This window comes from Anoxybacillus tepidamans PS2, from assembly GCF_000620165.1.
Classification (GTDB): domain Bacteria; phylum Bacillota; class Bacilli; order Bacillales; family Anoxybacillaceae; genus Anoxybacteroides; species Anoxybacteroides tepidamans_A.
Genome location: NZ_JHVN01000004.1, coordinates 181,705 through 197,390, shown reverse-complemented (window position 1 = coordinate 197,390; position 15,686 = coordinate 181,705). Strand labels below are relative to the sequence as shown.

General features: G+C 41.0%; 13 protein-coding genes and 1 pseudogene. 4 read left to right on the top strand and 10 right to left on the bottom strand.

Features of this window, described 5'->3' with window-relative positions; translation table 11 throughout:
• From N667_RS0106670 to N667_RS0106650, 5 genes are all read right to left on the bottom strand, one after another.
• The coding region (locus tag N667_RS0106670; RefSeq protein WP_198020522.1) for a transposase at window positions 1-230 on the bottom strand (230 nt) is incomplete at its 3' end.
• 350 nt (window positions 231-580) lie between these two features.
• Complete coding sequence (locus tag N667_RS0106665; protein WP_027408858.1) at window positions 581-943, bottom strand: hypothetical protein; 363 nt, start codon at window positions 941-943, stop codon at window positions 581-583.
• 87 nt (window positions 944-1,030) lie between these two features.
• Window positions 1,031-1,684 carry a hypothetical protein gene (locus N667_RS18345; RefSeq protein ID WP_232223886.1) on the bottom strand — a complete coding sequence of 218 codons (654 nt, stop codon included), beginning with the start codon at window positions 1,682-1,684 and terminating at the stop codon, window positions 1,031-1,033.
• A 201-nt stretch (window positions 1,685-1,885) separates the two neighbouring features.
• A complete protein-coding gene (locus tag N667_RS0106655) occupies window positions 1,886-3,142 on the bottom strand; it encodes an MFS transporter (protein ID WP_027408857.1) in 1,257 nt (418 codons plus the stop codon).
• 61 nt (window positions 3,143-3,203) lie between these two features.
• Window positions 3,204-3,878, bottom strand: coding sequence for an iron-containing redox enzyme family protein (locus tag N667_RS0106650; RefSeq protein ID WP_027408856.1), 675 nt, complete (start codon window positions 3,876-3,878; stop codon window positions 3,204-3,206).
• Window positions 3,879-4,327: 449 nt separating this feature from the next.
• Between N667_RS0106650 and N667_RS18340 the strand changes: the two are divergent.
• Window positions 4,328-5,205, top strand: a pseudogene (locus N667_RS18340) (IS982 family transposase).
• 924 nt (window positions 5,206-6,129) lie between these two features.
• On the opposite strand, the gene N667_RS0106635 reads toward N667_RS18340, so the two are convergent.
• Window positions 6,130-6,414, bottom strand: coding sequence for an AbrB/MazE/SpoVT family DNA-binding domain-containing protein (locus N667_RS0106635; protein WP_027408854.1), 285 nt, complete (start codon window positions 6,412-6,414; stop codon window positions 6,130-6,132).
• 409 nt (window positions 6,415-6,823) lie between these two features.
• Here N667_RS0106635 and ltaE point away from each other — a divergent pair, with 409 nt between their 5' ends.
• The 3 genes from ltaE (at window position 6,824) to N667_RS0106620 (ending at window position 10,548) form a co-directional block, all read left to right on the top strand.
• Entirely contained in the window at window positions 6,824-7,855 is a 1,032-nt protein-coding gene (gene ltaE / locus N667_RS0106630; protein ID WP_027408853.1) for a low-specificity L-threonine aldolase, read from the top strand.
• Between the two features lie 311 nt (window positions 7,856-8,166).
• The gene (locus N667_RS0106625; protein WP_027408852.1) at window positions 8,167-8,850 is read left to right on the top strand and encodes an HAD family hydrolase; all 684 of its coding nucleotides are present in this window, start codon (window positions 8,167-8,169) and stop codon (window positions 8,848-8,850) included.
• Between the two features lie 348 nt (window positions 8,851-9,198).
• The gene (locus tag N667_RS0106620; protein WP_035098244.1) at window positions 9,199-10,548 is read left to right on the top strand and encodes a M23 family metallopeptidase; all 1,350 of its coding nucleotides are present in this window, start codon (window positions 9,199-9,201) and stop codon (window positions 10,546-10,548) included.
• Between the two features lie 566 nt (window positions 10,549-11,114).
• On the opposite strand, the gene N667_RS0106615 is transcribed toward N667_RS0106620, so the two are convergent.
• From N667_RS0106615 to N667_RS0106600, 4 genes are all read right to left on the bottom strand, one after another.
• Window positions 11,115-12,029, bottom strand: coding sequence for a proline dehydrogenase family protein (locus N667_RS0106615; protein WP_027408850.1), 915 nt, complete (start codon window positions 12,027-12,029; stop codon window positions 11,115-11,117).
• A 12-nt stretch (window positions 12,030-12,041) separates the two neighbouring features.
• Window positions 12,042-13,589: an L-glutamate gamma-semialdehyde dehydrogenase gene (gene pruA, locus N667_RS0106610; protein ID WP_027408849.1), complete on the bottom strand. Its 1,548-nt coding sequence runs from the start codon at window positions 13,587-13,589 to the stop codon at window positions 12,042-12,044.
• A 114-nt stretch (window positions 13,590-13,703) separates the two neighbouring features.
• Window positions 13,704-14,918, bottom strand: coding sequence for a PucR family transcriptional regulator (locus tag N667_RS0106605; protein WP_232223885.1), 1,215 nt, complete (start codon window positions 14,916-14,918; stop codon window positions 13,704-13,706).
• A gap of 134 nt (window positions 14,919-15,052) precedes the next feature.
• Entirely contained in the window at window positions 15,053-15,541 is a 489-nt protein-coding gene (locus N667_RS0106600; RefSeq protein ID WP_027408847.1) for a PaaI family thioesterase, read from the bottom strand.
• Between the last annotated feature and the right edge of the window lie 145 nt (window positions 15,542-15,686).

The window sequence follows — 15,686 nt, the reverse complement described above, 5'->3', positions numbered from 1 at the left end:
CGAACGGAACGAAACCCTTCTAGGTATTGGATCATGAGGATTTTTACCAAGATTAAAGGGTCGATGGAAGGACGGCCTGTGTTCATCGAGTAAAACGGTTGGAGTAAGCGATACACATGATTCCAATCCATGAAACGATCGATTTGAACCAACACATGATTCGAATCGACCATGGACTCATACGCTCGACGGTTTTCTTGAATTTCTAAATTCGATCGGTAGGAATACATAGGGGAGCTCTCCTCATCGGTATTTCCTTCATATATATCATAAAAAAACGATTTTGTCGTTGACAAAATCGTTTTTCAACAGTCTGAAAAGTGTACGGTATGTTTATTACCGTACACTTTTTCGATACATTTTCTCAAATAGTGCAAATTCAAATGCCTCCTGGATCTCTTTGCATTTTTTATCCCCCCTCCTTCGTTTTTTACTATGTCATTGCTAAAATTTATATATTTCTAGACAAATGCCTTTTTGGTGTTGGTTCTTCTAGAAATGATCTAGTAATAAGCCTAATAGTTACAAATAATTTATTCGATTCTCGATCATCTAATTACCTCATACCATCAGTGATACACTACTTTTCGGGCCAAATTTGACGATTATGAGTCCCATCATACAATAATATTTTATTGATATGGGCATACTCATTTTTATTAATTTGGATATCAAAGGAACTACCTTTACCTCCAAATGGAAATAAGCTACCCTTAATATTAATAAAAAGGGTTCCATTTTTCTCACTTATAGAATATCCTTTATATTTAGTTCCGCTTTCAGCTATACTACCCTTAATGGAAATAATTTTGTCACCCACATTCGCTTCGCTGATAGCAATACTGTTTGGACTTAATGTTTTTGAAAAAAACATGAAAACCACTCCAAATATAATCACTAGAGAAATAATAAAGGTAGTAAATAAAACCCTTTTTTTCTTCATATTTTTCCTCCAAATAAGGAACAGAACCTCAACCGAAATATCCTTGAGATAAAACGGTAAGGTTCCATTAGTTCCTAAAGATCATCATTAATATACTTTGCTTCTGATAGGTGTCCCGGTTCCATTAGCATAATATACAGCGTAGCTCGAAGAAAAAGAAAGATTTGTTACATAACCGGATTTCTTTTTAATGTCATCCCTTAGTGAAGTTGGTGTGCTTCCACTTAATTTTACTGCCGCAACTGTGTTCCAAACTTTTGTAGCGAAACTTGCGCAATTATTGGTTAGAGACCAAGCATCACTATTGGCAATGACAGAATTAATCGAACTCAGTTGGCTAGCATTAAGATCCATACTTAAGGAAACTCGATTATTATATGCACCTTGCGAAACAAATAAAGCCTCCAAGTTGTACCACAAGCCTGTATGTTCGCTCTTATTCCCCCAAGTTCCTAAGGAAACTAATTTGCCGGGTGCCACTCCTGCAAATTTTCCAACTGTAATATTAGACGAGCTAGTATTTGAAACAGTAATCCATGCGTGACCATCAGTACTGAAAGAACTACCTGAAGCATCTGAACTTGCAAAGATAGTTAAAACTGCTACCCCGTTGCCTACACTTTCTGGACTAATTAACTTCTCTCCCGCACTGTCGTTTGTAGCTGCTGAAGCAAAAGAGGGGGACAAGGCAAAACATAGAGCCGCTGCAAAAAATAGTAAACTAAATAAATATTTCCTCATTCAATCACCCCGATTAAATAAAAATGTGATTTTGTTTCCATCATAAGGTGTGTATGGATATATATACCCAAATCAATTCTATTAAAGGAAAGATTAATAGTCAATATATTCTGAAAAATATTTCTCACCTTTCTTCGACAGGTAACCAAGCATACCCCCCACACGGTGTGCCTATCGTAACTATGTGGCCCCCTCATAGATTCAGACATCTATATTTAACTTATCTTCTATTGCCCCTTTTTGTTTGGTTAGCACAACACCACTTATTGCGATGAATATTGCTATAAATATCCAAGCCACAGGATAGTCCCCTTCTATATCAATAATCAAGCCAAATAGAACTGGCATAATAACAATAGCCAACTGATTGAGAGTTAAACCAACACTCACTGTAAAAGCTACATGTTCTTTAGGTGATGACTCGGAAATTTGTACAATGTATAAGCTGTACCAGCCAATTCCAAAAAAGCCCAACAAAATACTTATTAAAATAACAAACCATTCGGAACTCCCTTTATTAATAAATAATAATAAAGCAATAGAAACTATGGTAAAGCATATACAAAGCAGCAATGGTTTTAGGCGATTTCCTTTAAAAAATTTATCGCTAACCCACGCCATTATAATTCTGCCGCACATACCAGAAAACTGCACAATCCCTAAATATGTTCCTGCGAGCGACAGGGATATTTCTAATTTTTGTACTAAAAATGCCATATAATGAGCAACTAAAATAAACTGTAGCGAAACTAAAGTAACTCCCACAAAAAAGATCGGATAAAATTTTTTATCTTTAATGATCTTGATCCAACTCAGCGTATGTTCTTTATGTTTTATAATTTTTTGCTGTTCTTTTGTCCGGTTTGTATCTCTATAAAAAAACATGAAAATAAATCCACTAAAAATGGAAAAGAGGACTTGAGTTAATATAGAGATGTTTAAATTAAATTTCTCTATGATCAAAGGCAATAAAAAGGCGGCCAATGCTCCTCCTAAGGGAATTCCAATTTGTCTGATCCCCATGGCTAAGCCCCTCTCGGTAACTGGGAACCAGTTCACAATCGCTTTACTTCCTCCAGGTTGGGAAGCACCATACCAAGCTCCAACAAATACAAGAAGAGTGAGCAGCATATAGAAATGATTAATAAATATAGTAGTTGCCATGGTAATTCCAAGTAAAAACGCACTAAACCCTAGAAGCCAACGCTCACCATACCGATCAATGGCTCTTCCCAATATTATCATGGATAAAATGGGGCCTATATTAACTGCTGAAATTAATGTCGCGGTTTCCGTCTGCGATAAATGATAAATTTGCTTCCAATAGGCAGATAATGGGCCAATGCCTTGGGTAACAAAAGAAGAAGAAGTTTGAATCCAAGTAGCTAACATCAATATAACCCATCGGTATGGACTAGCTGTTTTTTGCTCTGGAATTTGAATAACCCTCTCTTGCATTTAAAAAACCTCCAAATATTTAAACGGGTTTGTGCTTAGTGACACAAACCCGTAATCATCGTTAATTGCCGTAGTAATAATTAGATACGTCATCCCAAAATTGTACGTGATCTGTTATCGATTTTTTTGCTGCCTTCTCAAGCACTTCAGGATTTCCTTTGTAATCCTTTGTTACTGCATTCCATAGTCCTTTAAAATGTTCAACCTCTAATTCCTCATGAAGTTTGAAGAATCCTAATCCTTGTTTAATGTTATAAAGATTGGACAAACAGTCGATAATGATTCGATTTCGTTCTGGAGCAACTAGTTCGCGGCCTGCTAATGCGGCCAAGGATTCTTCGAATGAGCCGCCGTCATACATGTACTCTTTTTGGAACGAGTCAATATACTTTTGAGTGATATCAATAGCGTGAATATCTTTTACATCAGTTAGACCTAAACCATTTAAAAAGGTTTTGCACATACCATGGTGATCGCCTTTGATTTCTTCTTCGATATGCTCAATTAATTCTGTTAATACATAGTCTGTATCAAATGATGTTCCGAATGATGGAGCTTTAGCAATGCAAACTCCAAACCAACGATGAAATGCATTTCTCCATAGATAATACTGTGCAAAGACTTGTCGTAAGTGATCTACAGTATGAATTTTGTTTCTTAGACCTGTAAAAAATTCACTTTTTTCAAGAGACTGGGACACATGATTTGTAATTTCATCAACGATACTTGTGATCATATAAATCATACCTCCCTATTATTTTGAATAATATACATTTTATTCTATACAAGTAATATTATATAAATATTTGGAAATAATCCAATAGATTTCTTTTGTAATTTTTCGGAAATTGATTGGATAACTTAATCTTAAAAAGATTTCATTCATTCGAAAAATACAAGTGAATTCTTATTTTGCTGCTATCATTAACACCATACTCTCAATCGATAAAGGTTCGAAACAAAGGGCTTTAACAATTAACAAAATAGCAATTTGGAATAGAAATCAAAAGTGATGATAATCTTATTTATTCCATGTAAAATTAATAGTAAAAAAGGAGGTAGAGGTTAATTTATATAATTAAATACCCGTGGTGCTAGATAAAATCAGACAAGCATAAAAATAGCCCTTGCATGAGGATCTCCTTAAAATGAAAGTGCGACCAAACATTGAAAAGGAGAATTCACATGCAAGAGCACTTTCATTTTACAACAGATCGAGCCAAACTTCAAAAACAATATGGGGCGATTTTGTGTTTTGTATCCGCTCAACTATCGAGTATCCAGATTCATCTTCAACGTCGAAATCGTCATTTGTTGAAACAGAAGGACGAGGTCATCATCGCCGTCCATGTCCTTGGAAAGTTGTTGGGCTTCACTTCCGAACGGGCCTGGCACCGGTTTGTGATCGGGAATTTGTTTTCCAAGGACTGGTTCCCTGAACGTTCTCGATACAACCGTCGTTGTCGAGCGCTTGGCTTTGCGATCAAGTGGATGCGGCACCAGCGGGCCAAGCGTGGACAACACCATGCGTATGCGGTCGTGGGCAGTTTGCCAATCGAGCTGTGTCATTCCGCTCGAATGTATCGTGCCAAACGGTTTCGTGGAATGGCAGATATGGGCTATTGTGCTTCGAAAAAGATCGCTTTCTATGGGTTGAAACTTCATCTGCAGGTCACCGACCAAGGGCTTCCGATGGGATCTGTCGTCACTGAAGCGTCTTGTCACGACCGGATGGCCGCTGAAACCGTCATGACGCAAATTCCACATCCGTATAACCTAGGTGACAAAGGATCTATCAGCCAAAAGCTGCAAGAGAAGCTGTACGAAGAGTACGAATCGCTTTTTGGACGCCCGTTCGAAAAAATCAGCGAATTCGCCAATCCGATGCATGGAAACAGTGGATGAAACGAAAACGCAAAGTGATGGAAACCGTGTTTTCGATTTTAGTCGATTCGTATCGGATCACCGAGATTCGAGCAAACTCGGTTTCTGGATTTGAAGCGGCACTGGATGGTATTTTACTGGCTTACTCGCTTGTTGTTCTTGGGCTAGTTGAGTGTTAAAACTCAACTAGCACCACGGGTATAAAATGAATGATCAAGGTTTTGGCTCTACTAACCATTCATACATGGGCTTTTTTACTATCATCTATTTTGCAGGAAAATTTGTATTTATTGAGATATCTTAAAAAAGAGAGATTTTCGTGAATTACGTCTTCCATATTCACTAATAATCAAATACTTTCCGCGTTTCTTGTACAAAAAGGCTCTCCCTTTCATTCAGCTACCCCGATGTATAAACATAAAATATTTTTCGGATAGGAAATTATTAGAAATACTAATAATGTTTATCTCAACATAATATATCCCATTACTAAAGCAGATGATAGACAAGCAACAATAAATGCAATATTTTTCTCTATGTTAGAAACGGGATAAAATTTTTTTCCTATAAAATCTATAATACGGAATATTAATAAGCATATTATAATCTTAGAAAATAATGTGATTTTCCCGATAGCACTAATATCATTGAATTTTTGCGAAGTTAAAACCGTGTTGTAAAATAACCAAAAGAAAATACATAAAGCTACGAAGTAACATGTTAACAATTTAATACGTCTTCCCATATAATAATACTCCCTCAAACTGATTCAATATGAAGAATGCTTATTTACAGTACCCGATGATGGTATAATCATCAAATGGCATAAGATCGGTTTACCAAAAACTAGGTCTAGTCATTCTTTGTAAAACAACTCCTGTGTCTGTTTTCCTTGCTTCCTTTCTCGCTATTTTAAGAATTTATTTTATATCCTCTTGCAAATATGAGACAAGCAATTCGCTTTTGAAATTAATCGTTGCTATCTTAAGCATGTATAAAAGATACTCTATTATTATTTTACCAATACGCTTCATTTTAAAAATGACTCTATAAATAAAACCACCATCAAATAAAAAAATCTTGCCCTTTCAGAGCAAGATTTTTTACTGTTTAATTAATAATTGATTTTTTAATTCATCTAATAATACTTTTGCCCCTTCATTGCTTAAAATCAGCTTTCCATCAAATAGAACGAGATTATTATCGCTGCATTCGCCTGTAATTAAACATTGATTCGAAGGGACATACTTCTGCAAAATGATTTTATCTCCATCCACAAATATCTCGATTGGATCTTTTTCTTTAATATCTAGTATCTTTCTCAATTCCATCGGGATTACCACCCGACCAAGTTCGTCTACTTTTCTTACAATTCCTGTCGATTTCATGACTCATCCTCCTATATCTACTAATTTTAATACTAAGCCGCCCGGTACCCCCGGCGCATTGATCATTTTTGGGAAGTTCCCGATTTCCATTTCTAGTAGATTTAATGGTTGGTATTTAAATGTTCCCATAATATTAATTTCGGTGGTTCCCTAGATTTTTTGGGGGTCTTCTGTTAGTTAAACGATAAAATTTTTTATCTAAGTGATTTCTGCTTTTACACCGTCGGTAAATCCATTCTCTTGTTCGGCGAATTTAGCATATCCATTGAAAAGCCTCCCACCTCTTGCCGAGCGTAGATGGGAGAAGGTCAATTCTTAGAGAAACCTACAATGCTTATAAATAAAATGATAATAAGCTACTGCCGTTGTATAATGAAGATGCAACAAAAAATAACGGGGGAGAACCATGATGCATTTTATCGATTTTCGCAGCGACACAGTAACAAAACCGACCGAAGAAATGAGACGAGCGATGTTTACGGCCGAAGTTGGAGATGACGTATATGGCGAAGACCCTACCATCAACCGCTTGGAAGCATTGGCAGCTAAAATGCTCGGAAAAGAAGACGCGCTATTTGTCACAAGCGGCACCCAAGGAAACCAAGTAGCCATTTTAACGCATTGCCGTCCCGGGGATGAAGTCATTTTAGAAGCGGAATCTCACATCTTTTTCTACGAGGCGGGGGCCGCATCGGCGCTTGCTGGCGTCCAAACAAGACCGATTCGCGGACATAAAGGAGCGATGGACCCTTCGGATGTCAAAAAAGCGATTCGCAGCGATGACATCCATCACCCTTACTCCGGGTTAATTTGCTTAGAAAATACTCATAACAAAGCCGGCGGAAAAGTCATTCCGATCGAAACGATGAAGGCAATATATGAGATTGCGAAAGAAAAAGAGATTCCCGTTCATCTCGATGGCGCAAGGCTGTTTAACGCCGCTGTCGCTTTAGGGGTGCCCGTGACGGAGTTTACGCAATATGTGGATACGGTGCAAGTCTGTCTTTCTAAAGGGCTGTCAGCGCCCGTCGGATCCGTTTTAGCGGGAAGCAAATCATTTATAAAGGAAGCGCGCAAATGGAGAAAACGCCTCGGCGGCGGATTGCGTCAAGCCGGTGTGCTGGCGGCACCAGGAATCATCGCATTGGAAAAAATGGTGGACCGTTTGGCGGAAGACCATGCGAACGCGCGGCAATTAGCTGAAGGACTGGCTGCTGTGCCCGGTTTGCACGTCGATGTGGCAGGGGTTGAAACGAATATCGTTCTTTGCGACATTAAAGGAACGGGTCTCTCCAACAAGGAGTTTCTTACCCGGCTGAAAGAAGCCGGAATATTAGCCGTTCCATTCGACGAAGGAGTGATTCGGTTCGTCACCCACCGCGAAGTGACGAGCGACATGGTACAAACGGCAATTGAACGAATTAGGCAATTGGTTCGTTAAAAATATAAAGAATGGTGGAAACCTATGATCGGGCTTCCCGATTTTTTGCAAAACTACCCATTTTTTTCTTCGGCCACTTTCTTGTCAATAGCATCGTTTTATTCTTATCACTGCCCTCTTCCGCATATTTGCAGTCTATATTCCAGATCGTTCGCACTGTATTGTTAAAGCGCCTCGCCTTCGATCACATCGCGAATGATCGCAAAGCATATAAATATTGGTATGGGTTCCTTCCAAATTACATGTATCATTGTAGTGATTTTATAGCTTTACCAGCGTAACATATTGATTCAAAAACGGAGGGATGAACATTGATTAAAGCGATTATATTTGATTTTGATGGGCTCATCGTAGATACAGAATCTGTCTGGTTTGAGGTATTTCAAAACGTGATGGTTGAATATGATTGCCATTTGAGTTTAGAAGATTTTTCTGTTTCGATCGGCACAACGGATGACATGTTGTACGAACGCCTCGCTAAACTGGCAGGGAAACCGATCGATCGTGCGGAAATTTCCCGGAAAACCGATGAGCAGTATAAACAAAAAATAGATCATTTACACCTTCGGGAAGGAGTATTAGACTACTTAAAAGCAGCCAAAGAACTTCATCTAAAAATTGCCCTTGCCTCCAGTTCCAGTAAAAAATGGGTTCAATCATTTTTAGAGAAATTTGCTATCAGCGAATTTTTTGAGGTGATTAAAACAGCAGATGATGTGAAAAACGTAAAACCCGATCCTGAGCTTTACATACGTGCTATAAAAGAGCTAGGAATTGAAGCGCATGAAGCTCTAGCATTCGAAGATTCGAAAAACGGCCTCACAGCAGCTACTAAAGCTGGAGCGCATTGCGTGATTGTGCCGAATCCCGTTACTAGTTTTTTAGACTTTTCAGGCCACGTATACCGTCTATCCTCCATGGCGGAAATTCCGTTGCAACACTTATTGAAGGTGGTAGAAGGGAAACTTAATCACCGCGTACCAAAAAAATTATAACAACCTCTCAAAGGAACTGCTCTCAGCTGCACGCCCGATCATGTTGAGAATGGTTCCTTTTTCAGAGCTTCATAGCGATTGGAGATGAGACTATGACCGGCAATGTAATATTACCGCTTGTTTCATCCCTTCTCCTTAATAGCGCCACCTTCTAAAATATCAGTCGTTCTGTTCCCTATTCCGCATATATTCTCCTAATTCTATACAAATCCCCATATAAAATGTTACAGAACAATAATAACTTGTTTACATTTGTGTTACATTATGTCGAATATTGACGAATATGTGCTACTATAGAAAAGGTGTTTTCATCTGTTCTATTAAACAATAATACTAGGAGTCTATGCTATGCTAAGGAAAATTCATTTCATTCCAGTTGCGCTAGCATTCCTGTTGGTGATTCCCTTATTTTCCTTTGCAAAAGCAGATCAAAGCTATCTGCCATTCAAGACGGTGTTTCACGTCAAAGTGAACGGAAAAGAGATCGGCGTTGTAAGCGAAAAAAAAAGCGTTGAAAAAGCCATTCAACAAAAATTATCACAGCTGAAACAGCAATATCCAGATTTGACGTTTTCAGCTCCAAAACATATTGCCTATGAAGCGGAACAAACATCCCGTTCAGAAGATGATACGGCGGTGCAGTGGATTCGCCAAAGACTGAAAATTAAGGCAAATGCGGTCGTGATTATGTTTGGTCCGCATTCCGTGGCGGTGAAAAATAAAGCGGATGCCAATGCGGTGATTGCGCAATTAAAAGCGAAGTACACACCGTCCGCTCCAACAAAGGCTTCGCGTATAGTGGGTGTTTCACTGTCAGTAGAACCGACTATCAAAAAAGCAAAAGTCGACCCGGAAAACGTTCTTTCTGTCAAAGATGCGTTAAACTATATTACAAAAGGAACGCTGAAAGAGCAGATACATATCGTTCGTGAAGGCGAAGTGCTAGGCACTATTGCCGAACAGTATCACTTAACGACAGAACAAATTTTATCGTTGAATCCTGGCATAACAGTCGACAGTTTGCTGCAAATCGGGCAAAAGCTTCACGTCACTGCCTATCAACCGCTTGTAGATGTCATCGTTAAAAAGCAAGCGTATCAAATGGAAGCGGTACCATATTCAATCGAAGTCATTCCTAATGACCACATGTACAAAGGGGACACCAAAGTCAGACAGGAAGGGGCAAACGGACAAAAACAAGTTCTTTATGAACTAACAGAGAAAAACGGAATTTTGACTAAAAAAGAAGCCATTAAAGAAACAATAATGAAACAGCCTGTCAAAAAAATTGTCATTAAAGGGACAAAAGTGCTTTCTTCTAGAGGAACGGGCCATTTCGCTTGGCCGACAGCTGGCGGGTACGTTTCAAGTAGAATGGGCTATCGCTGGGGCGAGTTTCATAAAGGAACGGATATCGCTTCCGCTAGCGGCTCTCCGATTTTGGCGGCTGATAACGGAACCGTCGTTTTTGCTGGGTGGGGCGGTGACTACGGGAATAAAATTGTCATCAACCATCATAACGGATTTCAAACCGTCTACGCCCATTTGCAATCCATCAATGTAAAATGGGGACAAACGGTTCCAAAAGGGGCGAAAATCGGCACAATGGGCTCAACAGGGGATTCGACCGGCCCCCACTTGCATATCGAACTATATAAAAATGGGCAGCTAGTCGATTTTCTTGATTATTACCGTTAAACGGCCTCGGTACTAGCGGTTGAACCATTAGCCACATGGTAGATGCGGTCCTGATCGCCGATGTTGCTTAGCGCGTTCAGCCATACAACGTTTCGTTTTCAATGCCGCTCTTGCTCTCAATAGCTAATAAGCCACTATCCGTCAGCACTGGGTAGTGGCTTATTAGTCGTTCAATCCATTTCATATTGTCTTTAGCACGGCCTTGGTGTTTTCCATAAACAAAAAAGAATTTTCTACTTATAACAAAAGCTGACCGCAACCCCGTTTATGTTAGTTGCAGTCAGCTTTGTGAACTACCCGCCACCTACGCTTCGCTTAGAAGTGGGGGCTTCAAGCGACTTGTGCGTGTTCGCCGAACGGTAAGCCACACACAAGAACCCTTTACGCTTCCCTTCGTTCCGAAGGTGTCCGTTCTAGCCATAGACTATCATATTCGTTGGCGATTGCCAACCGAAATTCATCTCCCGCCTACTCATGGGGCTATCGCCCTTCACGTTCCTTGAGGCGGGAGACTTCTTTCGGCAATTACGTTAAAATTCGTCCTTACTTTCGCGTCTATGAACGGATTACTTACCGAAAAATCCTCTCAATGCAAACGCGACGTTTTGCGGCCGTTCTGCTAAGCGGCGCATAAAGTAGCCGAACCAGTCGTTGCCGAACGGGATATACACGCGCATTTTATATCCTTCGGCCGCAAGCTGCTGCTGCATATCCGTGCGGAACCCGTACAGCATTTGAAACTCGAATTGATCGCGCGGGATATTGTTCTCTTCGGCAAATTGCTTCACTTTCGCAATAATGTTATGGTCGTGCGAAGCAATCGCTGTGTAGCTGCCGCTTAATAAATGCAGCTTGATAATGTTCATATAGTTTTCATCGATTTGTTGTTTGTCTTGATAAGCGACTTCCGGCGGCTCTTTGTACGCGCCCTTTACCAAACGGAGCGAAACTCCTTTTAAATCTTTCACGTCTTGCTCCGCGCGATATAAATATGCTTGGATAACCGTGCCGACATTATCGTACTCTTTGCGCAGTTCACGCAAAATATCGAGCGTCGCTTGGCAATGGCCGGAGTCTTCCATGTCGATGCGGACAAAATTGTTGCATCGCTTCGCTGTTTCCATAATTCTTTTCATATTGTCGAGGCAAAAATGCCAATCGATATCGAGACCTAGCTGCGTCAATTTGACAGAAAGATTGCTGTTGACTCCAGCTTGATGAATCGCCTCTAACGTTCTCACATTATATTCTGTCGCCTCAATCGCCTCTTCACGGCTCGAAACAAATTCGCCTAAATGGTCGAGCGTACAAACGAGTCCTTTTTCATTAAGCTCTCTTACTTTCGCAATGGCGCTGTCGATTGTCTCACCAGCGACGACTTGGGAAGCGCCGAAGCGGAGCCCCCATTTTTTCGCTGCTTTATTCAATGTCTTGCTTTGTGAAGCATATAGAAATATATTTTTCGAGATTTGTGCTAACATGGCCTGTCCCTCCTAAAACGCCTCGCTGACTGTTTTTGCTTGCATATGAAGAATTAAGTAATCAGGACCGCCTGCTTTCGAATCCGTACCAGACATATTGAAGCCGCCAAACGGATGATATCCGACAATAGCGCCAGTACAGCCGCGGTTAAAATACAAGTTGCCCACATGAAACTCTTCACGCGCTTTTTCAAGATTGGTTCGATTTCTAGAAATAACGGCGCCTGTTAAGCCATAGTCTGTATTGTTGGCAATTTCAAGCGCATGGTCAAAATCTTTCGCTTTCGTGAAAGCGACAACTGGACCGAAAATTTCTTCTTGCATCAAACGCGCATTCGGATCGACATCAGCGAAAATCGTCGGCTGAATGAAAAATCCTTTGGAGTTGTCTCCTTCGCCGCCTGTCATGAGCTTGCCTTCCTGTTTGCCGATTTCAATGTAGCTCATAATTTTGTCAAATGATACTTGGTCAATGACAGGCCCCATAAACGTCGCCTGCTCTTCCGGATTGCCGACTGTTAATTGCTTCGCGAGCTCCACGGAGCGGTTTAACACTTCGTCATATACCTCTTCAAGCACAATCGCACGCGAACATGCGGAGCATTTTTGTCCGGAAAAACCGAACGCTGATGCGACAATCGACTGTGCTGCTAACTCGATATCGGCGTCTTTATCGACAATGATCGCGTCTTTGCCGCCCATTTCCGCAATGACGCGCTTCAGCCATTTTTGTCCCGGCTGCACGATCGCCGCGCGTTCATAAATACGGCAGCCTACCGCACGCGACCCCGTAAACGAAATAAATCTCGTTTTCGGGTGTTCCACAAGATATTCGCCGACTTCCGCCTCGCCTCCTGGCAAATAGTTTAAGACGCCCGCTGGAAGCCCGGCTTCTTCCATCACTTCAACAAATTTTGCCGCGACAATTGGAGCGCGATCTGATGGACGCAAAATGACCGTATTTCCTGTTACAATCGCCGCCACTGTCGTTCCAGCCATAATCGCGAGCGGGAAGTTGAATGGAGAAATCACAAGTCCAACTCCAAGCGGAATGTATCGGAACGTATTGCTTTCTCCGCTCCGGCTTAACACTGGCACGCCTTTCTCTAGCTGTATCATTTGGCGCGCGTAATATTCAAGGAAGTCAATAGCTTCGGCCGTATCAGCGTCCGCTTCTTTCCAAGGTTTGCCGACTTCCTTCACTAAATAAGCGGAAAACTCATGCTTTCTTCTGCGTAAAATCGCTGCTGCTCGGAATAAAATTTGCGCGCGTGCTTGTGGCGCTTGTTTTTTCCATGTTTCAAACGCTTTAAGCGCTGCTTCCATCGCTTGCTCAGCAAGTTCTTTTGTCGCCTTTGAAACTACTCCGACAACTTCCGCTTTGTTTGCTGGGTTGATTGAAATGACTTTCTCTTCTGTTGTCACACGCTCGCTTCCAATAATGAGCGGGTATTCTTTGCCGAGTTGTGATTGAACGTATTGTAGCGCTGCTTGAAATGCCTGCTGATTTTGTGCCGCTGAAAAATCGGTAAACGGCTCGTGTTTATAAGGTACAGTCACATGAATCGGTCCTTTCTGTGTCATCTTCTACGTTCATTATAAGTGATTCATTTCCCAGATTCTTTGTCATCAGGCTATAATGATTGCGCTTTCCATTTGTGTATCAACCACAAATCAATCCTTATATTGGAAAAGAAGCAGATCAATATACAACATCATGCGCTGCTCGAAGTTGTCAAAATCGATATCCGTGATCGACTGAATTCGCTTAATGCGATAGTGCAACGTGTTTGGATGGACATATAAACATTCCGCTGTCTCTTTAATTTTGCAGTCATTTTTAATATATTGCTTCAACGTTTCTAACAGCTGTGTTTGGTTTTCTTCGTCATATTTGGCGAGTTTCAACAATTGTTCATTTTTATAGCGCTGACGTTTGTATTGCTCATGTATGGATGGGAGAAGCCGATAAATGCCTAAATCTTTATAAAAGTGACCGATTCGTTCCGGAATTTGCTTTTTAATATTCACTACTTCTACTGCCTCAACGTAGCTTTGCCTAATTTTCAGCAAACTGCGGTACTCGTTGCCGATTCCAACCATGACATCGTGCTGCAAATCACAGCGAAAATCATGTTCTAATCTACTCAACAGCATTTTAGCCTGTTCCGTCGCCGTACGCTGCACGCTAGACGAGTTGCCAATGACTACAATCCATGGATCGTTGCTTTCGATAAAAAAAACCGATTCGCTTAAAGACTTGGCGGCAAATGTGATATAGTGGCGGATCATTTCTTTTTTATCAGCGCGCAAGATGCGAAACACAGCGATCGCAAAAGAAGATGGAAGCTTCATCCCTCTTAATTCCACCTCCATTTTTATATCGCGCTCATTTTGGTCATCTTGTTGAATTAAGCTCATTATGATTTGATTCATCTCTTCCTGACGCTTGTAGGACCCTTTTAACTGTTTGTCCAATAGTTCAGCCGCTTTTTTCGCTGCTAGTAGCAAAAATTGTTCGTGTTTTTCATCGAATTCGTTGTTTGTCTCTTGTACCCATAAATAGCCGTATATTCGCTTTCCGCTTTTGATGCAGGCGACCGTGCGAGGGCCGAGCCCGATGTCCGGAAGTGCAGGGATTTCAATCACTCCATTGGCTTCTTCAATTCGTTGGATCCATCCCTTTTCATGCAAATAATGAACGACATTCGCCGAAGCCCGTTTGCTTAAAATGGTAGTCATGCGCACCGCATCCGGATCATTATGGTTTCCGCTGTACGCTAGCAATTCCAAATCGCGTGACTCGATGGTCACTGGACATTGAACATAAGCCGAAACAAAATCAGCCAATTCATGCAGAGACAAAAATTCTTTTTCACTCAACAACAAGCCTAGATTCTCCCTTCGTTAGAAACCGCTTTTTTGTATGTATTATCGATCGAAAAATACCATTGAAAGTATGATTTCATTATTCAAAAAACGCCCGTTCTCCGTGAAAGAACGGGCGTTTCATAAATTTATTTTCATCTTGATTGTTGTAAAAATGTCTTCGGCATGACGACTGCGACCACTTCGCCGCGCGCACAAAGCTCATCGTTTGCATACACTTCTGTGTGCACTTTCCATTTTTTCGGATGGATTTCTTCGACCGTTCCAACCGCTTTTAACGGCACCCCTTGTGGAGTCGGCTTTAGAAACTGAACATTTAAAGAAGCCGTCACAAACCTTGGCGGCGCTTCGCCATCTCCTGGTTCATGCCCATTTTTACGGTGCAGCGCTAACGCCGCTGAGCCAGTCCCGTGGCAATCGATGAGCGATGCGATCAATCCGCCGTATACAAAACCAGGAATCGCCGTATGCTCTGGGCGCGGAGTATAGATCGTGACCGTCTTCTCTCCTTGCCATCCTGTCCGAAAATGATGGCCATGCTCGTTCAAGCGTCCACACCCGTAGCACCAAGCGAAATCGTCTGGATACTCATCTTGAATCGCCTTCAATACCTGTTCTTCCATTATATTCTCTCCCCCTTTGTACATAAGTATAACTGAGCATTGATCAAACAAGCAATGACGAGTGTTCTAGTATTTTTTCATAAAAAACGGCCCTGCTTTCACAGGACCGTCTATATAAAGAGTAGCAATCATTTATTTACAATAA